Genomic DNA, 23,086 nt, shown 5'->3' with positions numbered 1-23,086 from the left:
AAAGAAAGTAAGTCGCCCCCGGCAGGGGGTGAAACAAGGGATGCACCAGCAACGTCAAGCAATAACCGACTCAACAAACAAACCATCGCCCCATCATGACCACCCGCCAACCAAGCTGGCTAGAATCCGCCAACACCCCCGACACCCATTTCCCTCTGGAAAACCTGCCCTTCGGCATCTTCTCCACCAAGGAAAACCCGTCGCCACGCGCAGGCGTGGCCCTGGGCGATCAGGTCATCGATCTCGGCGTGCTGGATGACGCCGGCCTGCTCCCCGCAGCAACACGCGGCACATTCCGCACCGGCAAACTCAACACCTTCATCGCCCTTGGCAAGCCCGTCTGGGCGGAAACGCGCAAGAAGCTGCAAGCGCTGTTCAGCGTGGCCGACACGCACGTGCGCGACAACGCCACACTGCACGCTCGCGCGCTGGTGCCACAAGCGCATGCGGTGATGCATCTGCCGATCGACATCCCCGGCTACACGGATTTCTATTCGTCGAAAGAACACGCCACCAACGTCGGCCGCATGTTCCGCGATTCCGAGAACGCGCTGCTGCCCAACTGGCTGGAAATCCCGATCGGCTACAACGGCCGCGCCAGCTCCGTGGTGGTGAGCGGCACACCGCTGCATCGCCCGATGGGCCAGATCAAGCTGCCCGACCAGCCGCGCCCGATCTTCACGGCCTGCCGCAAGCTGGACTACGAGCTGGAGATGGCCTTTGTAGTCGGCAAGCCCAGTGCGCTGGGTGAGCCGGTTTCCGTGGACGCCGCACCCGACTACATGTTCGGCGTCGTGCTGCTCAACGACTGGAGCGCGCGCGACATCCAGCAATGGGAATACGTGCCGCTCGGCCCGTTCAACTCGAAGGGCTTCGGCACATCGATCTCGCCGTGGATCGTGACGATGGAAGCGCTGGAGCCGTTCCGCGTGGCCAACCCGGCGCAATCGCCCGAGCCGCTGGAGTATCTGCGGCAGAGCCGGCCGAACGCCTACGACATCGCCCTCGAAACCGCGCTGCGTCCGCACGGCGGCGAGCGCACCACGATCGCCCGCACCAACTTCCGCGCGATGTACTGGACGATGGCGCAGCAGCTTGCGCACCACACCGTGTCCGGCTGCAACGTGCGCGTGGGTGACCTGATGGGCTCGGGCACCATCAGCGGAACGACGCCGAATTCCTACGGCAGCCTGCTGGAGCTGACTGTCAACGGCAAGCAGCCGCTGGACCTCGGCAACGGCACCACGCGCGCCTTCCTGGAAGACGGCGACGAAGTCACCATGACCGGCTGGTGCCAGGGCGATGGCTATCGCGTGGGCTTTGGGGAAGTGCGCGGCGAGATTCTGCCGGCACGCAGTGTGAAGTAATGCGGTGTGGAGCGACGGATTAACAGTCCGCCGCTCGCATCATTCCGTCTTTGCAGCCAGCGCGGCGAGCATCGCGTCGCCAACGACATGCGCGCCGCTGGCCTTGAGCGCCTCGCCAGCGCCGCGTGCATCGCGCGCTTCCCGGTTCTGGCCGAGCTTGAGCTTGCCCTCAAGGCGCGTGATCTCGATCTCGAGACCAACAATCACCTTCAGCAACTCATCGATGTAGTCGGCAGGCGCGTCGGACATCTTCCACGGCTTAGGCTGCGAAGCCTCGTGCGCACGCGTCAGGCGAGCCACCACGCCACGCACGAACCGCGCGTCGTCACGCACGGTGATGCGGCCATGCGCATGCACCACGCGGTAGTTCCAGGTCGGCACATCCTTGTGGTGCTCGTGCTTGCTCGGATACCACGTCGGTGAAATGTACGCATCGCCCGCGCGGAAGATCACGAGCACCTCATCGCCGTTGGCGACGTCTTTCCACACCGGATTGGCGCGCGCCACGTGGGCATGCAGCACGCCAAGCTGGCCCTCTTCGGGCAGCAGCAAGAACGGAATGTGGTTGGCATCCAGCCCCCGCTCGCCATGCGTGACGAGCGTCCCGAACGGATTCTGCGCGATCAGGTCGTGCAACGCGTCAGGACGCGATTCTTCAAAGTGGGCGGGGATGTACATGGCGACTCCGGCAACGATCGTGCAATCGAACAGGAAAGCGCCCATTCTGAACCAGAACGTGGCTCCAAAATAGAGCCAGATTCAGGCAAATTATTAGAGCCAGCCTAGTCGCGCAGCAGGTTCTTGGCGATGATGAGCTGCTGGATCTGCGTGGTGCCTTCGTACAGGCGCAGCAGACGCACATCGCGATAGAAGCGCTCTGCCTTGTATTCGGCAATGTAGCCCGCGCCACCGTGAATCTGCACCGCACGATCCGCCACACGGCCGACCATCTCCGTGCAGAACATCTTGGTGCAAGAGGCCAGCATGCTGACTTCGTGATCCTGTTTGCCGATGGGCTTGGCATCGTAGCGGCGCGCGCAGTCGCGCACCATCGACATGCCGGCGTACAGCTCCGCCTGGCTGTCGGCGAGCATGGCCTGGATCAACTGAAAGTCTGCGATGGGCTGGCCGAATTGCTTGCGCTCCTTGGCGTAGGCCACCGCGTCGGTCAGCAGCCGGTGCGCCATGCCGCATGCCAGGGCCGAGATGTGCAGGCGGCCGCGGTCGAGCACCTTCATCGCCGTCTTGAAGCCCTGCCCCGCCACGCCGCCAATGATGTTGGCCGCCGGCACGCGCACGTTATCGAGCATGACATCGCAGGTCTTGGTGCCGCGCTGGCCCATCTTCTTATCAGGCTTGCCGAGCGTGATGCCTGGCGTATCAGCCGGCACGATGAAGGCCGAGATGCCGCCCGCGCCTTCGTTGCCCGTGCGCGCCATCAGCGTGAATGCCCCGGCGCGCGGCGCGTTAGTGATGAAACGCTTGGTGCCGTTGATGACGTAGTGATCGCCGTCCAGCGTGGCGCGCGTCTGCAGCGATGCGGCGTCCGAACCCGCGTTCGGCTCCGTCAGCGCAAACGAGATGATGAGTTCGCCGCTGGCGATGCGCGGCAGGTAATCGGCCTTCTGCGCATCGGTGCCGTCCATCAGGATGCCCTGCGAGCCGATGCCGACGTTGGTGCCGAACACCGAGCGGAAGGCCAGCGCCGTATGCCCGAGGTCGTACACCACCTCGCATTCCTGCGCCATCGCCAGGCCAATGCCGCCGTACTCCTCCGGAATCGACAGGCCGAACAGGCCCATCTCTTTCATGTCGGCAACGATGTCGGCGGGCACGTCGTCCTCTTCCTCGAGGATGTTTTCCGCCGGCACAAGCCGTTCCTGGATGAAGCGCTGCACCGATTGCTGCAGCAGGCCGAAGGATTCGTCGTCGAGCGCCATGTCGCTGGGTTCCGAGGTAGGTTCCGGTCGATGTTACCGGGTTGGCACGTTTTGACAATCCGGGCCGGCATCAACAGAATGTCGAGTCTCATTCACCAATCTGGCGGGCCGTCATGGATCTGAATGCGCTCAAGCTGTTCGTGGAAATCGTCGACGCGGGCAACCTGTCGGCGGCGGCACGCCGGCTGCAGACCACGCGCTCGAACGTAAGCCACCGGCTGAAGGCGTTTGAGCGCGCACTGGGCGTGCAACTGCTGCGCCGGACCACGCGCCGCGTGGAGCCCACGGAGGTCGGCGCCGGCATCTACGAACACGGCCGCAGCATCCTGCGCGAAATGGCCGCCGCCGACGCGCTCGTCTCGTCGCTCGGCAAGTCGCTGCAAGGCAGCGTGCGGCTGTCGGTGCCGACGGGGTTGGGGCATTTGCTGGTGTCGCCGCTGCTGGTGGCCTTCAAGCGGGCGTATCCGGATATCCGCCTGGATGTGCGGTTCGACAACCGCGTGTCCGACCTGATCGGCGAGGACGTCGACGTGGCGCTGCGCATCGTCTCCAACCCGCCGGAATCGCTCGTCGCCACGCTGCTCGATGAAGTCGACTGGGTGCTGTGCGCCGCGCCGGACTACCTGGCCATGCATGGCGTGCCGAAAACGCTCGACGCGCTCGCAGCCCACACCATCGTCAGCGCGCCGGCGGTCGGACAACCGTTGCGGCTATCGGCGCAACTGGACGATGAACGGACACTCGTGACGCTGGACCCGGGCGTCTCGTCCGACAACTACCTGTTCCTTCAAGCCGCCGTGCGTTCGGGCAATGGGCTCGGAATCCTGCCCTATTACGCCGCGGCTGATGATCTGCGCGACGGCCACGTCAAACGCGTGCTGCCCGCGTATCGGTTCAGCGTGTTTGGCAGCCGCCTTTACATGCTGGCAATGCCGAGTCGATACCGGACACTCGCGACGCGGCACTTGCTGGACTTCCTGAAAGACGGTCTGCAAGGCAAGTTGCCGCGCTTGCCCCGCAAGGGGCACGCCTGATTACGCTTCCAGCGGCATCAAGCCCGGCAACTGCGCAAAGCAGATCGACTTGGCCGTCTCGATAAAGTCCTGCGCAAACGGCGCCTGCGCATAGTCGCGCGTCATGGCGGCGTAGAGATCGCTCCACAGGCCTTCCTTGCCGACGCGCTTGGCCACCACGTATTCGTAATCGACGTAATTCTTGATGCCCCAACTCGGCAGCGCGGCCAGCCCGCGGCGGCTGGCAACGAGCTGCAGCACGGCGATGGTCAGCTCCGCCGTGCGGCGGTTGAATGCGATGCCGGCCGGTGTCAGCACCTGGCGGATCAGATCGATGCGCTCTTCGGGCACGGGGTAGGTGATGAGCGTCTGGTCCGTAAAGTCCTTCGCCTCCAGCCACTTCTTGTTGCGCAGCGCGTGATCAACGGGCAGCACGGCGAGGATCTCGAAGCGGAACAGCGGCGCAAACACCACGCCGCGCCGCATCTTGGCGTCGGAGCCGATGATGACGTCGGCGCGGCCGTCCTTGAGCAACGCAAGCGGATCCGTGTGGAAACCCGACACAAGGTCCATCTCCACTTCCGGCCAGCGCTGGCGGAAGGCGTCCATCACGGGCATCAGCCAGTCAAAGCAGGTGTGGCATTCCAGCGCGATGCGAAGCGTGCCGGCCGCGCGGCCCTTGATGCGTTCAAGGTCGCGCTCGGCGGTCTGGATGTCGGCGACGACCTTTTGCGCGAGTTCCAGCATGCGCTCGCCGGCTTCGGTCAATTCCACAGTCTGGCCCTTGCGGCGCACGACGGCCAGCCCATAGTGCGACTCCAGCGCGCGCAATTGATGTGACAGCGCCGATTGCGTGAGGTGCAGCCGCTCGGCGGCGCGCGAGACGGAGCCACCGTCGGCCAGGGCGATCAGCGTACGCAGATGGCGGATTTCGAGCATGTTCGTGCGATTACCAATTTATGAATCTCATTCAACGTTATCAAAAATAATATCATTTGATTCATGACAACGGGTCGCCGATCATCGCTGGACTGAAAACCGAATCGCCTCTCCTGCGACCACTATGACGACCATCCACACCCTCGGCTACCCGCGCATCGGCGCGCAACGCGAGCTGAAGTTCGCGCTCGAATCGTTCTGGAAGGGCGCCTCGTCCGAAGACGACCTGCGTGCCACCGGCCGCGCCCTGCGCGAGCGCCACTGGACTGCCCAGCGCGACGCCGGCCTCGACTTTGTAACCGTGGGCGATTTCGCCTGGTACGACCAGGTGCTGCAAACGGCCGCCCTGCTCGGCGCCATTCCCACGCGCTACGGCTTTGACGCCGCGCAACTGACGCTGGCGCAATCGTTCGTGCTTGCCCGCGGCAATGCCGACCACGCGGCCATGGAAATGACGAAGTGGTTCGACACGAATTACCACTACCTCGTGCCTGAACTCACGCCCGACCTCCTCGATCGGCAATGGGGCCCCGGCACGGAGTGGCTGTTCGAAGAAGTGCGCGAGGCACAGGCTGCCGGGCACCGCGTGAAGGTGGCGCTCATCGGGCCCGTCACGTTCCTGCATCTGGCCAAGGCTCGCAACGGCTTGGCCGACAAGCTCGCGCTGCTGCCGCAAGTGCTTCAGGCTTACGCGGTTGTGCTGCAGCGCCTGGCCGCGCTGAATGTGGAATGGGTGCAGATCGACGAACCGGCGCTGGTGCTGGATCTCCCGCAAGCCTGGGTGGGCGCATTCGGCCCCGCTTACCAGGCGCTGGCCGCTGCCAACGGCCCGAAGCTGCTGCTGGCGACGTACTTCGAAGCCGCGTCTCACCACGCCGCACTGATCAAATCCCTGCCGGTCGATGGCGTGCACCTGGATCTCGTGCGTGCGCCGGAACAGCTTGGCGCGTTCGCACCGTGGCCCGCAGACAAGGTGCTCTCCGTTGGCGTGGTCGACGGCCGCAACATCTGGCGCTCCGATCTTGCGCGCGTGCTCGAACGCGTGGCGCCGCTGGCCGAAGCCTTTGGCGATCGCCTGTGGGTGGCGCCGAGCTGCTCGCTGCTGCATGTGCCGGTGGACCTGTCCGCCGAAACCAAGCTCGACGACGAACTCAAAGGCTGGCTGGCCTTCGCGCGCCAGAAGCTCGACGAACTGGCGATCCTCAAGCTCGCGTTGGTCGAAGGCCAGGCTGCCGTACAGAAGGCGCTGGATGACAACCGCGCTGCCATCGCCTCGCGCACCCAATCCCGCCGCGTGCACAACGCCGGCGTCAAGAAACGTGTGGCCGCGATCCGCGCAGAAGATGCAGAACGCGCCGCACCTTACGCCGACCGCGCAGAAGCGCAGCAAGCCCGCCTGAACCTGCCGCTGCTGCCGACCACCACCATCGGCTCGTTCCCGCAGACGGCCGAGATTCGCCAGGCGCGCGCGCAACACAAGCGCGGCGAACTCCCGGCGCTGGATTACCTGCAGCGCATGCGCGCCGAAATTACCGACGTCGTGCGCCGCCAGGAAGCGCTCGGCCTCGACATGCTCGTGCACGGAGAAGCCGAGCGCAACGACATGGTCGAATACTTCGGCGAACTGCTGTGGGGTTACGCCTTCACCGCCAACGGCTGGGTGCAGAGCTACGGCTCGCGCTGCGTAAAGCCGCCCGTGATCTACGGCGATGTGTATCGCCCGGAAGCGATGACGGTCGAGTGGTCCAAGTACGCACAAAGCCTGACCACCAAGCCGATGAAGGGCATGCTGACCGGCCCTGTGACGATGCTGCAGTGGTCGTTCGTGCGCGACGACCAGCCGCGCGAGCAGACCGCACTGCAGATCGCCCTGGCCTTGCGCGACGAAGTGTGCGATCTGGAAGCCGCCGGCATTGCCGCCATCCAGATCGACGAGCCGGCTTTCCGCGAAGGCCTGCCGTTGCGCGCCGCCGATGTGCCGGGCTACCTGGAATGGGCGGCGCGTGCATTCCGTGTGTCGGCCTCCGGCGTGCGTAACGACACGCAGATCCACACGCACATGTGCTATTCGGAGTTCAACGACATCCTGCCGGCCATCGCATCGATGGACGCCGACGTGATCACGATCGAGACCTCGCGCTCGAACATGGAACTGCTGGACGCGTTTGGGGAGTTTGCGTACCCGAACGAGATTGGGCCGGGCGTGTACGACATCCATTCGCCGCGCGTGCCGCGTGTGGAAGAAATGGAAGCGTTGCTCGACAAGGCCGCGCAGGTCGTGCCCGTGCAACGCCTGTGGGTCAACCCCGACTGCGGCCTGAAGACGCGCGGCTGGCCGGAAGTGGAAGCGGCACTGCAAGGCATGGTGGAAGCCACGCGCCGCTTGCGCGCCAAGCATGCCAATGCGCTGCATGCGGGCAGCAAGGCTACGCAGCGCGAAGGTGCGACGGCTTAAAAGTCGATAGCACCAAATAAAAACGCCAACCGGCTTGCGCTGGTTGGCGTTTTTTCTTGCGGCAGACGGCAGCTTAGTCCGTACCGTACTTCGGCGAGCGCGGACCATACAGCAGTCCGCCCGGTTGCCCGGCCGACAGCAGACGCGCGCTGGTCGTACCGGCCACCTTGTAGCCCTGGTCGGTCACGTTGGCGATGATCTGGTTGACGGCCGCCGACACCAGCATGCCGATCAGGCCGCCGCCGGAGTTGTTTCCGCCTTCGTTGTTGGACGCGCTGGCGTGCCCGGTCCAGAGCGTCTGCCCGCTCTTCAGGTCGACCAGCTTGGCATCGGCCGACACGACGGTGGCACTGCTCACCACCATGTACTTGCTGCCGTACTGCGTGACCGTGATGTACAGCGCCGCATCTGCACCGAAGATGTCATGCAGCTTGGCCACCGGCACGCCGTGGATGTCACCTGCGGTGTTCAGGCCGTTCTGGCGGAACGTTTCATCCACCAGCGCGACCGGCAGTACGTAATAACCCGCCTCTGCCAGCGGCACCGTCACTTGCGACAGCATGCCGTAGGTGGCGCCCACGTCGGGCGATTCATTCAGCGGCGGCAGCACCACGATCGAACGCGGCTTGCTGGCCTTGAAAGCTGCATAGTCGACGTTCTTGGTTGGCACAGCACAACCCGCCATCAGGGTCACCACGCTGGCCGCGGCAAACAGTTTCAGAAAGCGCTTTGCCATCAGTTGGTCCCCTTCTTCACGTTCTTCATCAGGAAATCGATGTACGTCGCCGATTCCGGAAACAGTGCCTTCTCGGTATTGAACTCCTGGACCATCTGGTCGTCCTTGCCCAGGCCCGAATACAGCATGCCCAGCTGGGCGTGATAGCCCGGCGGCACGGCGCCATTCGTCGCCTTGATCTTCTCCAGGCCGCGCTCCAGCTCAGCCACCTGAGCTTCCTTCGCTTCACCCTTGAAGTACTGATACACCTGCGGTTGGTAGCCTTCCCACTGGTACAGCGGCTTCGGACCAGCGCAACCGGCCAGCATTGCACTCCCGACGGCCACACCGGCCGCCACGCGCCACATCGCAAACACCTTGCTCATGACTGTTGTTACCCCTTATTTCGTGTTTTTGTTTTGACTGCGCCTGAGCTTATTGCGCGCCCGGCTTCCAGGCACCGCTTTCGATGCCGTTGACTAGGTTGTTCACCGCCTCGCGCATGGCCAGGTCCAGCACCTTGCCGTTGAGCGTCGAGTCGTAGCTGGCCGTTCCGCCAAAGCCGATCACTTCACGGTTCGACAGCTTGTACTCGCCCGCGCCGCCCACCGAATACACGACTTCCGACGTCGAGATGTTCACCACGTTCAGCGCGACCTTGGCGTAGGCCACCTGCTCCTTGCCGCGGCCGAGGATGCCGAACAGTTGCTGATCGCCGGTTTCCTTGCGGCCGAACTCGGTCACGTCGCCGGTGATGACGTAGTCGGCGCCCTTGAGTTTCTGCGCGGTGTTCTTGATGGCGGCTTCCTGCTTGATCTCGGCCATGTTGTCGCGGTCGAGCACCGAGAAGCGGTTCGTCTGCTGCAGATGCGTGATCAGGATGGTCTTGGCCTGGCCGCCCAAGCGGTCCACGCCATCCGAGAACACGCCGCGCATGTACGCCGAGCGGTTATCGAATTTGCCTACCGCAATCGGGGCCCGCACGCCGGCGTATGGGCGGCTCGCGCTTTCCACCTTGGCAACCGGCAGCGCCTGCGACGATTCGGTCGCGCACCCGCCGAGCATGCCGAGTGCCACCGCTGCGGCGCCGGCAATCATCAATTTCGAGGTTTGCTTCATTCGACTTCTCCCTTAAAAATTCTTAAATCTGATTTTCTAAAATATTATTTCGAGCACTCACGCGAAGCGCACAGGCACTATCGGCACGGGATGGCCCGCGCTTGATTCGAAAACAGAGGAAATTTGGATCGGCCGCACCGCTCCGCGCGAGAGGCAAACCCATCGCGGATGCGCGCGCCGACAGCGTTGGCAACGCTGTATGCCGCGACGAAACTCCCACCTCACCCTTGCATTATCTGGACGTCATTGCGTCCATTATTCTCAGCAAAGCGCGAATTGTAACGGCTGACGCGGTGGATGAAGGCAGCAATCGGTCAACTCAAAGCCCCCTCGGATTTCGGGTTGACTTTTTAAAGGGCAAAACCTGCTCGGCGAGCGATTCGGTTATTGGCCATGCCGGCCAGCACCACCTGCAAATCGCGCGGCGCCCTCCACCCCTTCGGCAAACACCATCGGCGTGCCGCGCGCACCTTCCTGCTGCAGCGCTGCCGCCAACGGCAAATCCCACTGCGCATACGCCGACGCCCGATCGGCCAGCATGCATTGCTGCGGGAAGGCGGCGATGTCTCGGGCAAGCTTCTGCGCCGCGGCAAGCGACTCACCGGGGCCGACCACACGACTGGCAAGCCCCATGGCGAGCGCCTCGTCAGCGGAAACAGCGCGGCCGGTCAGAATCATGTCCAACGCTCGGCCCATGCCGATGATGCGCGGCAAGCGCACCGTACCGCCGTCGATGAGCGGCACACCCCAGCGCCGGCAGAACACGCCGAATACGGCGTCGCGCTCCATGACGCGCAGGTCGGCCAACAGCGCAAGTTCCAGCCCGCCCGCCACGGCATAGCCGCTTACCGCGGCGATGAGCGGCTTGGACAGCGCCATGCGCGAAGGGCCCATCGGGCCGTGCATGCCGCCGTCAGGATCGAGATGATTGCGTCTGGAAGGATCGCCAACGGCCGTCAAGTCGGCGCCGGCACAGAAGTGGCCACCGGTGCCGCCAAGCACGGCAACGCGCAGCGCGTCATTGGCTTCGAAACGCTCGAACGCATTGAGCAGCGCGGCAGCAGTCGGCCCGTCCACCGCGTTGCGGCATTCGGGCCGGTTGAGCAGGATGGTGCAGACCGGGCCATCGGTCTGGAAGAGCACAGCATCGGGCATGGGCGGTCTCCGCAGCGCGGTACGTTGGCAGACCGCCCGATGCTACACCTAGCGCGGACCGTGCTCCGACGCGGCCTCGGCGCGGTGCCCGTGATGGCGCACGCCTCGGAACTTGCGCAGGGCCCACTCCTTGAAGTCGTCGACCTTCTCGAACACCACCGGCACCACGAGCAGGCTCAGCAGCGTGGACGTCAGCAGACCGCCGATCACCGCCACGGCCATCGGTGCGCGGAAGCCGGCATCGCCTTCTAAGCCGAGCGCCATCGGCACCATGCCGGCCGTCATGGCCACCGTGGTCATGACGATGGGGCGGGCGCGCTTGTGGCACGCGTCGATGATCGCCTCGGTGCGCGACATGCCGAGATCGCGCCGCGCAACGATGGCGTATTCGACCAGCAGGATCGAGTTCTTGGTGACGATGCCCATCAGCATCAGCAAGCCGATCAACGCCGGCAACGACAAGCTGAAACCGAACAGCGCCAAGAGCCCGAACGCTCCGCCCACCGACAGCGGCAGCGCCGCCAGAATCGTCACCGGCTGCGTGAAGTCGTGGAACAGCAGCACCAGCACCGCATACACGCACAGCACGCCGGCAAACATGGCGAGGAAGAAACTGCTGAACAGCTCCTGCATGCCCTCCACATCGCCCGAGGCAATGCGGCGCACGCCCGGCGGCAAGTTCTTGATGGACGGCAGCGCCTCCACCGCCATGTTGGTGTCGCCCAGCGCGCGCCCTTCCAGCCCGACGCTGATGGTGACGTTGCGGCTGCGGTCATACCGGTCGATCTGCGCGGGGCCGCTGCCGATGGAAATATCGGCGATATTCTCCAGCGGCACCGCGCCGTTGCGGCCCGGCACGCGCAACTGGCGGATCGTGTCGATCTGGTTGCGTGCCTTCGGATCGAGTTCAACGCGGATGTACACCTGCCGCTCGGGCAGGTTCAGCTTCGGCAGGTTGACGTCGTAGTCGCCTGCGGTGGCCACGCGCACGGCCTGGCCAATCGCCGCGGCGGTCACGCCTTGCTGTGCCGCGCGCGCAAAGTCGGGGCGGATGACGATCTCGGGCCGCAGCAGGCTCGCCGACGACGTGACCGCACCGAGCCCCGGCACGGTACGCAGATCGCGCATCACATCGCGCGCGGCCTGTTGAAGCGTAGCGGGGTCATCGCCAGTCAGCACCACCTGGAGTTGCTCGCCGGAGCCCACCGCGCCAAACGAGATTCGCACGCCCGGCACGCCTTCGAGCATTTCGCGCAACTGGCGCTGGACGTCCTGCTGCTTGACGTGCCGATCATGCCGGTCAGTCAGCGAGATCGTGAGCGTGCCGTTGCGCACCTCGCCGCCGCTGGAGCCCGGCACGCCGGCCATCACGCCCGAACCGATGGCCGTATAGACGTGACGGACTTCCTTGTGCTGCATCACGATCTTGCGCACGCGCTCGGTGTTGTCGCGCGTTTGCGCGATGGTGCTGCCGGGCGGGCTTTCCACCGTCATCTGCAATTGCGCCCAGTCTTCGGGCGGCAGGAACGTTGCGGGAATCAGCCCAATGATGGCGACCGACACAACGAAGAACGCCGCCGCCATGCCGCCCGTCTTCCACGGGTGGACGAGACACCAGCGTGCCGCCTGCAGATAGCGCGTCATGATCCAGCTGTCGCGGTTGGGCTCGTCCTGCGGCTTGAGCATGTACGCGGCCATCATGGGCGTGAGCAGCCGCGCCACCAGCAGCGAGGCCAGCACCGCCAGCGACGCCGTCCATCCGAACTGCTTGAAGAACTTGCCCGAGATACCGCCCATGAAGGCCGTCGGCAGAAACACCGCCACCAGCGTGAGCGATGTCGCCACCACGGCCAGGCCAATCTCCTGCGCCGCTTCCATGGCAGCCTCCAGCGGCTTCTTGCCATTGCGCAGGTGGCGCACGATGTTCTCTACCTCGACGATGGCGTCGTCGACAAGAATCCCGACCACCAGCGTGAGCGCCAGCAGCGTGATGCCGTTGAGCGTGAAGTCGAGCAACTGCATGGCCGCGAAGGTCGGGATGATCGACAACGGCAACGCCACGGCCGACACGAACGTGGCCCGCCAATCGCGCAGGAACAGCCACACGACGATCACCGCCAGGATGGCGCCCTCGTATAGCGCGTGCATCGACGCGGTGTACGCATCGGACACCGGCTTGACCATGTTGTAGACCTCGGTCACATGCACGTTGGGCCGCTCGGCCTGCAGCGCGGCCAGCGCTTCGCGCACGCCCTTGGCCACCGAGATTTCGCTTGCGCCGCGCGAGCGGAACACCTGGAAGCTCACGACAGCCTTGCCGTCGAACAGTGCCATCTGGCGTGGCTCAGCCGCGGTATCGCGCACGTCGGCCACATCCGACAGGCGAATGCGCCGGCCGTCGGACAACGGGATGTCCATCTGCGCCAGTTCGCGCGCGCTCTTCACCGTGCCGAGCGTGCGCACGGCCTGCTCCTGCCCGCCGATGTTGCCGCGCCCACCCGGCGCTTCCTGCTGCATGCCGCGCACTTGCGCGCTGATATCCGCCGCCGACACGTTCAACGCCTGCAGGCGCACGGGGTCAAGCTGCACGCGCACTTCGCGGTCCACACCGCCCTGGCGTGTCACCTTGGCCACGCCATGCACCGACAGCAGCCGCTTGTTGACCGTGTTGTCGACGAACCAGGACAGATCCTCCGCATCCATGTCAGGCGCTTCCACGGCGTACGTCAGCACAGGGAGGCTGGCGAACGTCACGCGCGAGATAACCGGTTCCTGCACGTCGGACGGCAACTGCGCGCGGATGCGGCTGACCGCATCGCGCACGTCGTTCACGGCTTCCTGCACATCCTTCTCGAGCTGGAACTCGACCATCGTGGTCGAGCTGCCGTCGTTGATGGTGGACGTGATGTGCTTGATCGCGCCGATGCTCGCAATGCTGTCTTCGATCTTGCGCGTGACCTCGGTTTCCATCTGCGTGGGCGTGGCGCCCGGCAGGCTGGCCGTCACGGAAACCGCAGGAAAGTCGATGTCCGGAAAGTTCTGGATCGACAGCATCTTGAACGACACCAGCCCGGCCACCGTGATCAGGATGAACAGCAGAATCGACGGGATCGGCTTGCGGATCGCCCAGGCGGAAAAGTTCATGGCTTGGCTCCGGCTGCCGGCGCTGCGGGTGCGGACGCTGCACCGGCGGCCGCCACACGGACCACATCGCCATCGCTCAGGAAGGCAGCGCCCGCGGCGACCACGCCGTCATTCGCGCCGATGCCCTGCACGATTTCAACTTGCCGGTCCTGGCGGCGGCCGACCGTGACCTTGGTCTGGCGCACGCGGCCTTGCTGGCCGATCACCATCACGTAGTCGTAACCATCGCGAGAGAAGACGGCGGTCTCCGGCAAGGTCGCGGCCGGCGCATCGCCCAGCAGCACATCGCCCGAGAGATACATGCCGGCTTTCACGCCGGACGTTGCAGCTTCCGGCGGCAGATCGACATAGACGAGGCCATTGCGCGTGTTGGCGTCCACCGTGGGAGCGACCTGGCGCACGCGGCCGTTCACCACCCCGCCATCCATGCGGCGCACGCGCGCGGCCTGGCCGGGCTGGATGCGAGGCAGGACGTCGCCGTGCATTTCGGCGCGCCATTCCAGGCGATTCTTGCGGAGGAGCTTGAAGAGTTCCGTGCCGGATGACACCACGGCGCCCACGGTGGCCGTGCGTGCGCTGATCACGCCGTCGTCCGGCGCGACCACACGCGTGTAGCGCAAACGCAATTGCTGGCTCTCGAACTGCGCCCGGGCGGCGGCCAGTTTGGCAGCCGACGTCTTGGCCTGCGTGTCGTACTGGATCAAATCCTGTTGGCTGATCGCACCGCTCTTGTCGAGTTCATGCGCACGATGGGCCTCGCCGGCCGCCTGTGCGGCAGATGCCTCCGCCTCGGCCAGGCTGGCGCGCTGCGCGGCCACGTCGGCGCGCACCGTTTCATCCGACAGGCGCGCAAGCAGCTGGCCTTGCTTGACCACATCGCCCACGTTGACGAGCACTTCCGCCAGCTTCAACCCGCTCACCTCGGCGCCGATGCTGGCTTCCTGCCACGGCTGCACCGCACCGCTGGCCGTGGCGACGCGCGGCCACACCTCCTGCGCGAGATGCGCAACGTTGACAGCCAGCGCCGGCTTGGCAGGCGTCTGCTCGTTCTTCTTGTTCTCGGGCGCAGATTTGCCGCACGCCGCCAGCGCGCCGGCCAGCAACACCGCCAACGCGGTCACCCAAACTCGTTGTCCTGTCATGAGGCGGTTCCGGTATGCGCCCCGCCCTGTGCGGCCGGCGCAGTGGTCTTGTTTTCGGGATGAGGATTGGAGCCATCGTCGCGCCAGCCGCCGCCAACGGCCTTGTACAGCGCCACCCAGGCCTGTGCGCGTTCGAGCTTGACGGCCGCCAGCGATTGCGAGGCCTGCAGCGCCGTACGCCGCACGTCTTCCAGCTGCAGCAGGCTGCCGGCGCCCAGGCGGTAGCGCGCATTCGACGCTTCCAGCACCTTTGCGTATTGCGCATCGGCCATCGCAGCAGCATCGACACGGCGGTCCGAAGCATCGAGGCGCACCAGCGCGTCTTCCACTTCCTGCACGGCCTGGCGCACCTTGCCGCGATAGCTGGCCAGCGCCTGGTCGTAACGGGCGCGCGCTGTTTCCACGCGCGCCGCGCCCGAGCCGCCGTCAAAGATCGGCAACGACACCGACGGCCCAAACGACCACGACTTGCTCGTCAACGATTGCCCGCCAAGACGGTACGAATTGATGCCGATGGAACCCGCCAGCGTGATCGAGGGCAAGCGGCTCGCCACCGCCACACCGATATCGGCGCTGGCTCCCGCCACCGCGCGCTCGGCCGACGACACATCTGGCCGTTGCGACAGCACCTGCGCCGGCACATCGGGCACGCCGGCATCGGGCGGCGCCGGAATCTGCGCGTTATCTTTGGACAGCAGCCCGTTCAGCGCCTCATGGTCGAGGCCGGTGAGGGTGACGAGCTTGTCGATACCCTGCGCGCATTGCGCACGCTGGCCCTCCAGCGCATTCACCGCATCGCCCACGGTGGCCTGCGCTTGCGCAAAGTCAGCGGGCGCGACAAAACCGCGCGGAATTTACGTTCGGTCAGTTGCAGCGTTTCTTGTCGGGACGACAGCGTTGCCGCGCCGATATTCACGAGCGCCTCGCACTCGCGTTGCTGCAAGTAGGTATTGGCGACCTCGGCGGCGAGCGATACGCGCGCGTCGTGCCAATCGGCTTCGCTGGCCGTCAACCGCGCGTCGGCACCTTCCAGGCTGCGGCGTTTGCCGCCGAAGAGGTCGATCTCCCACGACGCGTCGGCCTGCGCCGCCAGCGTGGTGATCGTGCCCAGCCCCAGCGTCGGGTTGAGTGCGCCACCAGAAAGGCCGCCCGCGCCGCCGGCAAACTGGCTGCCACCGAACCCGCCCTGCCGCATGGCAGAACCGGAACCCTTCAATTGGGGGAGCAGCGCCGCGCGGCTGGTCGAGACGCTCGCCCGCGCCTCGCGCACGCGACCTACCGCCTGCGCAATCGTCGGACTCGTCGCATCGGCTTGCTCAACCAGTTGGGTGAGCACAGGATCGTGAAACTGCTCCCACCAGCGCGCCAGCGCCATGCGGCTGCCGTGGTGGGGCAGCGTGGCATGCCAGCCTTGCGGGGCTTCGGTGCCGCTCAGGGGCGGCGTGTGGTAATCGGGCCCGACCGCGCAGCCAGCCAGCAGCAGGGCCAGCACCAGCGGCGCGACTCGGGCCCGACTGCCGGGCGCGTAGTTGCCGGCGAGTCGACCTGTCCGACCTGTCTTCATGGGAAGTGTCCTTCTGGAACGCAGCTGGGATTATGCCCAGTCAAGCGTCTGCAAGACACCCGCCCTGCCACGGTGCTCAGCCAACCGTCGACAACTGGTCAGGCGATGCTCAGAAGCCTGCGCGCATCGGCGTCCACCGCGGCGTCAGATATAGCCCAGCAACACGAGAATGACGACGATCACCACGATCAGCCCGAGACCGCCCGTCGGGCCGTAGCCCCAACTCCGGCTGTACGGCCACGACGGCAGTGCGCCGATCAGCAGCAAGATGAGAACGATGATGAGGATGGTGCTCAACATGATGCCTCCTGTTTCTGTGTTGGTATGCCGCCGTTCCGTCGTGGCGCTGCGGCTTACACGGCATCTAGCACGCCCCGTTCCCGTGCTGGCCCCATCTGCGGTTTTCTTGGATTACCGGCAGTTAATTGCGAAATGGCGAACGCATTGAAGGCCTCCATGCGCCCTTTCTTACGTCAGGCGGAAGACTTGGACGAAGACAACGTCTTTGCACGACCACCGCGCGTCGCCAGCCAACATAGGATCGACCCGGCAACCACCATCGACGCGCCCTTCCAGAACGCAAACGACAGCGGTGCATGCAACAGCGCCGCAGCCAGCGCCGCCGAAAACACAGGGATGAAATACGATGCGCCCGCCAGCACGGTGACGTTGCCGTGCAGGATGCCGACGTTCCACGCCGCGTAGCCAAACCCCATTGCGGATGCGGCCAACGCAAGGTAGACGACCGCCGACATGCTGAAATGCATCGCCCCGCCGCCCGTGGCGAAGAACTTGATCCACAGCGCCAGCGCGGTCAGGATGAAAAACAGCGTTGCGCCATTCTTGCCGTTGGCAATGCGGCTGGTCACGGTGCAATACGCCGCCCAGATCACCGCGCCTGCAAAGGCCGATCCGTAACTGAGCGGGTTGTCCTTGACGTTGCCGGCCATGCCGACGATATCAAGCCCCTGGTCCCCACCCAGCACGAAGCAGATTCCGAGGATGGACACGAGGACGCCCGGCACGATCAGCGCATTCGCCCGCTGCTTGTTGAAGGCGATGGCCGCCAGCATCGTGAAGGTCGGCCACAGGTAATTGACCATCCCGACCTCGATCGCCTGCCGCCCGCTGCTGGCATAGCCGATCGACAGCGAGAGACACAGCTCGTACGACACAAACAGCAGGCTGCCCCACAGCAGGTAGCGCCGCGAAAACGTCCTCAGTTGATTGAAGCCGACCGTGAACATCAACAGCACCGACGCGACGGTGTAGATCATGGCGGCGCCGCCCACAGCCCCCAGATGCTGGCTCACGCCGCGGATCAATCCGACGATCGAACTCCACAGCAGCACGGCGATGAGTCCGATGAGTGTTGCCCGACTTTTGCTTTGCATAACACCTGCTTGCACTGACATGTCCGCCTGAAGAAAACCGCTCGCTTGCGCTCGGCCCAGCGCTGCCGGTAAAGCCGTGCAGTTTACCGGCCGCAGTCGCAGCGCGCGCGATAGCCGCATCTTCGTCTACCGATGATCCTTCGCTATAAGATGCTGACGATAAAAATTCGAGGTTTGCTATGACGTCTTTTGCAATCGAAGCGCCCGTTTCCGTGGGCTGGATTGGCACGGGGCGGCTGGCGCGGGCATTGGCCACACGGGCACACGATGCAGGTGTGCGCACCGTGGCGGTTGCAAACCGGTCGGCCGCGCCCGCCGCGTGGCTCGCACAAGCCACGGGCGCAAAGGCTGTCGATGCGCAAGGCGTGGCGGATGCCGCCGATTGGGTCTTCGTGACCGTGCCGGATGACGCCATCCCGGGCGTGGTCGGCAACGTGCGCTGGCGACCGGGCCAGCTTGTCCTCCACTGCAGCGGCGCGGGCGAGCGCAACTTGCTGGATGCCGCCCGCCAGGCCGGCGCGGAGACCGCCAGCTTCCACCCGCTCTTCCTGTTTGCCGGTTTGCCGGATGACGCGGAACGCCTGAGCGGCGCCTCCATCGCCATTGACGCCGACGCCCCACACGATGCGGCGCTCGCCAGCTTTGCGCTGCGGCTCGGCTGCACGCCGCTGAAGGTGCGCGCCGGGCAACGCGCCCTGTATCACGCTGGCGCCAACTACGCGGCCAGCTTCCTGCTGTGCGCGCTGCATGAAGCCGCCACGCTGTGGGAAGCCGCTGGCATCGACCGCGATGCCGCTGTCGCGGCCATGTGGCCGCTGGTGGACGGCACCCTGGCAGCAGCCCGTGCACGCGGCCTGGCTGGAGCGCTCGCCGGTCCGGTCTCGCGCGGAGACGGCGGCGTGATCGACAAACATCTGCAAGCGCTCGATGCCCTTGGCGCCGATCACGCGGCGCTGTACACCGCACTTACACGGCGCGCGCTCGCGTTGGCTGCCGAACGCGGCGCACCCTCCGCAGATGTGCTGAGCGACCTGGCAGCGCGACTCGACCCTACGTAATTCCGGGGTCGGCATCATTGGGATTGGACGACGGCCATGCACCAATCCGGCGCGCGCCCTACAATCGGCAGCTTGCCCGCCAGCCTGTTCTGCCATGTCCCACACACCGCACTCGCCGCCACCTCCTGCTGCACATGACACCACTGGACCACGCTCCTCCGGCGCGCTGATCCTGCTGGTGGTGGGGTTGGTGCTGGTGGGCGTGAACCTGCGCCCGGCGTTGTCGAGCCTGTCGCCCGTGCTTAAACAGGTGACGGCAGGCACCGGGCTGTCTGGCGCCACGGCGGGCTTGCTGACGACCCTGCCGGTGCTGTGCCTCGGGCTGTTTGCGCCGGCCGCCGCGGTGCTGGCTCGGCGGTTTGGCGCAGAACGCGCCGTGGGCGGTTTGCTGATTGCGTTGGCGGCAGGCATTGCCTTGCGCAGCGCGGGTGGCGTTGCCCCGCTCTTCATCGGCACGCTGGCGGCGGGCGCCTGCATTGGCGTGACGGGCATTCTGCTGCCGGGCATCGTCAAGCGTGATTTCGGCCGGCAGGCAGACCTGATGACCGGCGTCTACACCATGGCGCTCTGCTTTGGCGCGGCGGTGGCGGCCGGGGCAAGCGCGCCGCTTTCGGCATGGCTGGGCGGATGGCAACCGGCGCTGGCGTTCTGGGCTCTGCCGGCTCTGCTGGCCTTTGTCGGCTGGTGGCCGCATATGCGGCATGCGCACGGCAAGGGAGCGGCCACGCGGCTGCAGCGTGTGTCGCTGTGGAACAAGCCGATTGCCTGGCAGGTGACGCTCCATATGGGGCTGCAATCGTCCCTGGCGTATTGCGTGTTCGGCTGGCTGCCCGTGATCCTGCAAGACCGCGGGCTGTCTGCCGTGCAGTCGGGTGTGGTGGTGGCGGTGTCGATTCTCGTGCAGCTCATCACCGCGCTGGGCGGGCCGTTTGTGGCACGGCTCGGGCGCGATCAACGCCCCGCCGTCGTTCTGATGATGCTGATGTGCTGGGCCGGCCTGATGGGCTGCCTGTACGCGCCGCTGTCGACGCTGTGGTGGTGGGCGGTCTTGCTGGGGCTCGGCCAGGGCGGCAATTTCAGCGTGGCGCTGTCGTTGATTGTGCTGCGATCGGCCGATGCGCGCGTGGCGGCAAGCCTGTCGGCCATGACGCAGGGCATTGGCTACACCATGGCCGCTGCAGGGCCGTATCTCATGGGCGTGCTGCACGATCTGACCGGCAGCTGGGCCGTGATGGGCTGGCTGTTCAGCGCGATTGCGCTGGCCTCGCTCGTGGCGGGCTCACTCGCCGGACGCAACCGTACGCTGCACGCCGGCGAGTGAGATCGCTATCGCAAGGCTTCGATCAAGCCTTGTGCTTCAACGTCCAGTTGGCCAGCGCCTGCATCTGCTCGGTGATCAGGCCGGCAATGCGCTCGTCCGTCAGATCGCCATCGGCGTTAAAGCCACCGGCAAACGCGTTGGCGAACACTTCCGGCTTGTTCAGCGGATGCAGATCCAGATACACGCAGACCTGACGCAGGTGGTATTGCGCGCGCGACGTGCCCATGCCGCCGCCCGCACCCAGGATCGCGACCGGCTTGCCTGCCAGCAACGCGTTGTTGGGCTCGCGCGAGGCCCAGTCCAAAATGTTCTTCAGCGCCGGCGCCAGCGAATAGTTGTATTCGGGGCAAGCCAGCACCAGCGCATCGGCGCGCCCGATCTGCTCCAGCACGCGCACCACCGAGGCCGGCTTGTCCGTGATGTCGGCGTTGTAGAACGGAATATCCGTCAGGTCGGCCACGTCCATTTCAACGCCGGCGGGCAGGCGGGTGGATGCCGCGCGCAGCAGGCCCTGGTTGGTGGATTTGCGGCGCAGGCTACCGGCAATGCCGAGAAAATTCAGCGACATGAAAAACGACTCCGTCAGTGTTGGGACTGGCGAGAATAACGGAGATTCGTCCGATCAAGAAGCGCCCTTTGAGCGTTATGCCTTGCCGGCGCGAAAGCACCCCGCTTCGTGATCGTCGACCATGCCGGTGGCCTGCATGAAGGCGTAGCAGATGGTCGGACCGACAAACTTGAAACCGCGCTTGATCAGCGCCTTGCTCATCGCCTTGGACGCGTCGGTCGCGGCGGGTGCATCGCGATAGCTGTCCCAGCGGTTGACGATGGTCTTGCCATCGACAAACGACCACAGGAATGCGTCGAGCGAACCCATTTCTTCCTGAAGCTCCAGCACCTTCCGCGCATTGATGACGGCGCCCTCGACCTTGGCGCGATTGCGCACGATGCCCGGATCAGCGAGCAGCTTTTCGATGCGCGCCGGCGTGAAGCGCGCCACGCGTGCCGCATCAAACCCCTCGAACACTTCCTGATAGCGCGCTCGCTTGCGAAGAATGGTCTGCCATGACAGCCCGGCCTGCGCGCCTTCGAGAATGAGCATCTCGTAAAGGTGGCGATCATCGTGCGAGGGCACGCCCCACTCGGTGTCGTGATACTCGATCATCTGCGGGTCTTCGCCCGCCCAGCAGCAACGCGCCATCTCTTGCCTCCTAGATCCAGCCCGATTTGCGCAGCTTGCGATACAGCCACACGCAAGCGGTGGCCGTGCACGCGAGCACGATGGGATACCCCGCCGGATGCTCCAGCTCCGGCATGCCCTTGAAGTTCATGCCGTAGTTGCTGAACACCACGGTCGGAATTGCCAGAATAGCGCCCCACCCCGCCAGCCGCTTCACGATGTCGTTTTGCGTGACCGACACGAGCGCCACGTTCACGGAGATGGCCGTGGTCAGCATTTCGCGAATCACGTCGAGCGCGCCCACCGCGCGGTGCGCATGGTCGGCAATATCGCGAAAATACGCGCGCAGTTCCTTGGGCACCACGTCTTCATGCAGGCGCACGAGCTGCCCGGCGATGTCTTCCACGGGCAGCGCGGCGTTGCGCAGGCGCAGAAGCTGGCGCTTGAGCGTATAGAGCCGCTCGATGGCCGCGCGATCGAACGTGTCGCCAAAGATCTGGCTTTCGATCTGCTCGAACTCTTCCTGCAGGCGTTCCAGCACGGGCTGATAGTTGTCGACCACGAAGTCCATCACCGCGTACAGCGCAAACGGCGCGCCCTTGGCCAGCAATTGCGGCGTGCGCTCGCAACGCTCGCGCACCGGCGAATACGACGCCGACGGCCCATGCCGCACCGAGACGAGAAAGTCCCGGCCGACAAACAGGTGCGTCTCGCCAAAGACGACGTTGCCGTTTTCTATCTGCGCGGTGTTCAGCACGATGAAAAGCACGTCGCCGTACAGCTCGAGCTTGGGCCGCTGGTGCGCGTTGCGGGCGTCTTCAATGGCGAGATCGTGCAGGCCGAATTCCTCCTGCACGCGGTCAAGCATCGCGTTGTCGGGCTCATGCAAACCAAGCCAGACAAAGGAGCCCGGCGTGTGCAGCACGTCGCTGATGGCCTCGACGGACAAGTCACGCTCACGCTTGCCGTTGCGGTACAGCGCGCTGTTGATCACCATGGACATGGTTGTCTCCGGAACGCATTCAGCGCGCATTAACGGTCTGCGGGCTGATCTGCGGATTTGCTATCGGATGCGGTGGAAGCCGCGGTGGCCAGCGCCGGCACTTCGGCCAGACGTGTTTCGATTTGCGCCAGCGCTTCGGACAACGCGTGGACGAGGTCGTCCGGCAGCCCATCGAGCGTGGCATTGATGAAGGCGATGCGGCGCGGCATGCAGTCGAGCACGACTGCCAGGCCGGCATCTGACAGCGACACGTTGGTCAGGCGATTGTCGCGCGCATCGGTCGCGCGTTCGATCCAGCCGAGCTGCTCGAGCACCTTAAGTTGGCGGGTCAGCGCGCCAGGGTCCATCTGCAGGCGCTCGGCCAGTTGCTTCTGGGCCATGCCGCCGCCGGTGTTGTCGTGCAGCGCCAGCAGGATGCGCCAGCGCGGCATCGGCTGGCCCACATGCGCCTCGAAGGCGGCCATGAACGCACGATAGGTGCGGCCGAACTGGTGCATGACGGCGAAGCGTTCGCGTTCAGAGGTCATCGATCAGGGCTGAGATTGCTGGGAAACCGCGCATCCTAACCGCTCCGGCG

Annotated in this window: 20 protein-coding genes and 1 pseudogene; 5 read left to right on the top strand and 16 right to left on the bottom strand. The window is 65.2% G+C overall.

Translation table 11 applies throughout. The annotated features are described in order from the left end of the window. The first annotated feature begins 95 nt into the window (after positions 1-95). A complete protein-coding gene (gene fahA, locus FUT88_RS11795; RefSeq protein ID WP_147215271.1) occupies positions 96-1,367 on the top strand; it encodes a fumarylacetoacetase in 1,272 nt (423 codons plus the stop codon). Between the two features lie 39 nt (positions 1,368-1,406). Here the strand turns inward: fahA and FUT88_RS11790 are convergent, their stop codons facing one another. After that, positions 1,407-2,045, bottom strand: coding sequence for an FMN-binding negative transcriptional regulator (locus FUT88_RS11790; RefSeq protein WP_147215269.1), 639 nt, complete (start codon positions 2,043-2,045; stop codon positions 1,407-1,409). A 104-nt stretch (positions 2,046-2,149) separates the two neighbouring features. Further along, positions 2,150-3,307: an acyl-CoA dehydrogenase family protein gene (locus FUT88_RS11785; protein WP_147215267.1), complete on the bottom strand. Its 1,158-nt coding sequence runs from the start codon at positions 3,305-3,307 to the stop codon at positions 2,150-2,152. 113 nt (positions 3,308-3,420) lie between these two features. On the opposite strand from FUT88_RS11785, the gene FUT88_RS11780 reads away from it, so the two are divergent. Continuing rightward, complete coding sequence (locus tag FUT88_RS11780) at positions 3,421-4,341, top strand: LysR family transcriptional regulator (protein WP_147215265.1); 921 nt, start codon at positions 3,421-3,423, stop codon at positions 4,339-4,341. On the opposite strand, the gene FUT88_RS11775 is transcribed toward FUT88_RS11780, so the two are convergent. Next, positions 4,342-5,259, bottom strand: a complete 918-nt coding sequence (locus FUT88_RS11775; RefSeq protein WP_027680114.1) for a LysR family transcriptional regulator — start codon at positions 5,257-5,259, stop codon at positions 4,342-4,344. 124 nt (positions 5,260-5,383) lie between these two features. On the opposite strand from FUT88_RS11775, the gene metE reads away from it, so the two are divergent. Beyond that, positions 5,384-7,714, top strand: coding sequence for a 5-methyltetrahydropteroyltriglutamate--homocysteine S-methyltransferase (gene metE, locus FUT88_RS11770; protein WP_147215263.1), 2,331 nt, complete (start codon positions 5,384-5,386; stop codon positions 7,712-7,714). 73 nt (positions 7,715-7,787) lie between these two features. Here metE and FUT88_RS11765 read toward each other — a convergent pair whose 3' ends face one another. The 9 genes and pseudogenes from FUT88_RS11765 to yddG form a co-directional block, all read right to left on the bottom strand. Further along, positions 7,788-8,450 (bottom strand): DUF799 domain-containing protein, encoded by a 663-nt coding sequence (locus FUT88_RS11765; RefSeq protein WP_147215261.1) that lies wholly within the window; start codon positions 8,448-8,450, stop codon positions 7,788-7,790. Next, positions 8,450-8,815 carry a DUF4810 domain-containing protein gene (locus tag FUT88_RS11760; protein WP_004634880.1) on the bottom strand — a complete coding sequence of 122 codons (366 nt, stop codon included), beginning with the start codon at positions 8,813-8,815 and terminating at the stop codon, positions 8,450-8,452. The genes FUT88_RS11765 and FUT88_RS11760 overlap by 1 nt, the downstream gene beginning before the upstream one ends. A 49-nt stretch (positions 8,816-8,864) precedes the next feature. Continuing rightward, complete coding sequence (locus FUT88_RS11755; protein WP_004634882.1) at positions 8,865-9,548, bottom strand: CsgG/HfaB family protein; 684 nt, start codon at positions 9,546-9,548, stop codon at positions 8,865-8,867. Between the two features lie 384 nt (positions 9,549-9,932). Next, positions 9,933-10,703: a crotonase/enoyl-CoA hydratase family protein gene (locus FUT88_RS11750; protein WP_147215259.1), complete on the bottom strand. Its 771-nt coding sequence runs from the start codon at positions 10,701-10,703 to the stop codon at positions 9,933-9,935. A gap of 48 nt (positions 10,704-10,751) precedes the next feature. Continuing rightward, positions 10,752-13,847, bottom strand: a complete 3,096-nt coding sequence (locus tag FUT88_RS11745) for an efflux RND transporter permease subunit (RefSeq protein ID WP_147215258.1) — start codon at positions 13,845-13,847, stop codon at positions 10,752-10,754. Next, complete coding sequence (locus FUT88_RS11740; protein WP_147215256.1) at positions 13,844-14,989, bottom strand: efflux RND transporter periplasmic adaptor subunit; 1,146 nt, start codon at positions 14,987-14,989, stop codon at positions 13,844-13,846. Before FUT88_RS11740 ends, FUT88_RS11745 begins: the two co-directional genes overlap by 4 nt. Beyond that, a pseudogene (locus FUT88_RS11735) lies at positions 14,986-16,553 on the bottom strand (efflux transporter outer membrane subunit). The gene FUT88_RS11740 and the pseudogene FUT88_RS11735 overlap by 4 nt, the downstream one beginning before the upstream one ends. Before the next feature lie 144 nt (positions 16,554-16,697). After that, positions 16,698-16,853, bottom strand: coding sequence for a DUF3309 family protein (locus FUT88_RS11730; RefSeq protein WP_012430511.1), 156 nt, complete (start codon positions 16,851-16,853; stop codon positions 16,698-16,700). A gap of 173 nt (positions 16,854-17,026) precedes the next feature. Then, positions 17,027-17,947 (bottom strand): aromatic amino acid DMT transporter YddG, encoded by a 921-nt coding sequence (gene yddG / locus FUT88_RS11725; protein WP_147215254.1) that lies wholly within the window; start codon positions 17,945-17,947, stop codon positions 17,027-17,029. A gap of 179 nt (positions 17,948-18,126) precedes the next feature. On the opposite strand from yddG, the gene FUT88_RS11720 reads away from it, so the two are divergent. Together FUT88_RS11720 and FUT88_RS11715 are read left to right on the top strand one after the other, a co-directional pair. Further along, positions 18,127-19,005, top strand: a complete 879-nt coding sequence (locus FUT88_RS11720; RefSeq protein WP_147215252.1) for a Rossmann-like and DUF2520 domain-containing protein — start codon at positions 18,127-18,129, stop codon at positions 19,003-19,005. Between the two features lie 94 nt (positions 19,006-19,099). Next, positions 19,100-20,326: a CynX/NimT family MFS transporter gene (locus FUT88_RS11715; RefSeq protein ID WP_147215250.1), complete on the top strand. Its 1,227-nt coding sequence runs from the start codon at positions 19,100-19,102 to the stop codon at positions 20,324-20,326. A 22-nt stretch (positions 20,327-20,348) separates the two neighbouring features. Here the strand turns inward: FUT88_RS11715 and FUT88_RS11710 are convergent, their stop codons facing one another. From FUT88_RS11710 to FUT88_RS11695, 4 genes are all read right to left on the bottom strand, one after another. Beyond that, complete coding sequence (locus FUT88_RS11710) at positions 20,349-20,894, bottom strand: NADPH-dependent FMN reductase (RefSeq protein ID WP_147215248.1); 546 nt, start codon at positions 20,892-20,894, stop codon at positions 20,349-20,351. Positions 20,895-20,969: 75 nt separating this feature from the next. Beyond that, positions 20,970-21,527, bottom strand: coding sequence for a DNA-3-methyladenine glycosylase I (locus tag FUT88_RS11705; protein WP_147215246.1), 558 nt, complete (start codon positions 21,525-21,527; stop codon positions 20,970-20,972). Positions 21,528-21,537: 10 nt separating this feature from the next. Beyond that, positions 21,538-22,509 carry a magnesium and cobalt transport protein CorA gene (locus FUT88_RS11700; protein ID WP_147215245.1) on the bottom strand — a complete coding sequence of 324 codons (972 nt, stop codon included), beginning with the start codon at positions 22,507-22,509 and terminating at the stop codon, positions 21,538-21,540. Positions 22,510-22,538: 29 nt separating this feature from the next. Beyond that, positions 22,539-23,036 carry a MarR family winged helix-turn-helix transcriptional regulator gene (locus FUT88_RS11695; RefSeq protein ID WP_147215243.1) on the bottom strand — a complete coding sequence of 166 codons (498 nt, stop codon included), beginning with the start codon at positions 23,034-23,036 and terminating at the stop codon, positions 22,539-22,541. Between the last annotated feature and the right edge of the window lie 50 nt (positions 23,037-23,086).

Origin of the sequence: Ralstonia sp. TCR112, assembly GCF_007997035.1 — a bacterium.
In the GTDB taxonomy this organism is placed as follows: Bacteria; Pseudomonadota; Gammaproteobacteria; order Burkholderiales; family Burkholderiaceae; genus Ralstonia; species Ralstonia edaphi.
Note: the sequence above shows the minus strand (reverse complement) of the source record. Positions and strands in the feature narration are given on the sequence as shown.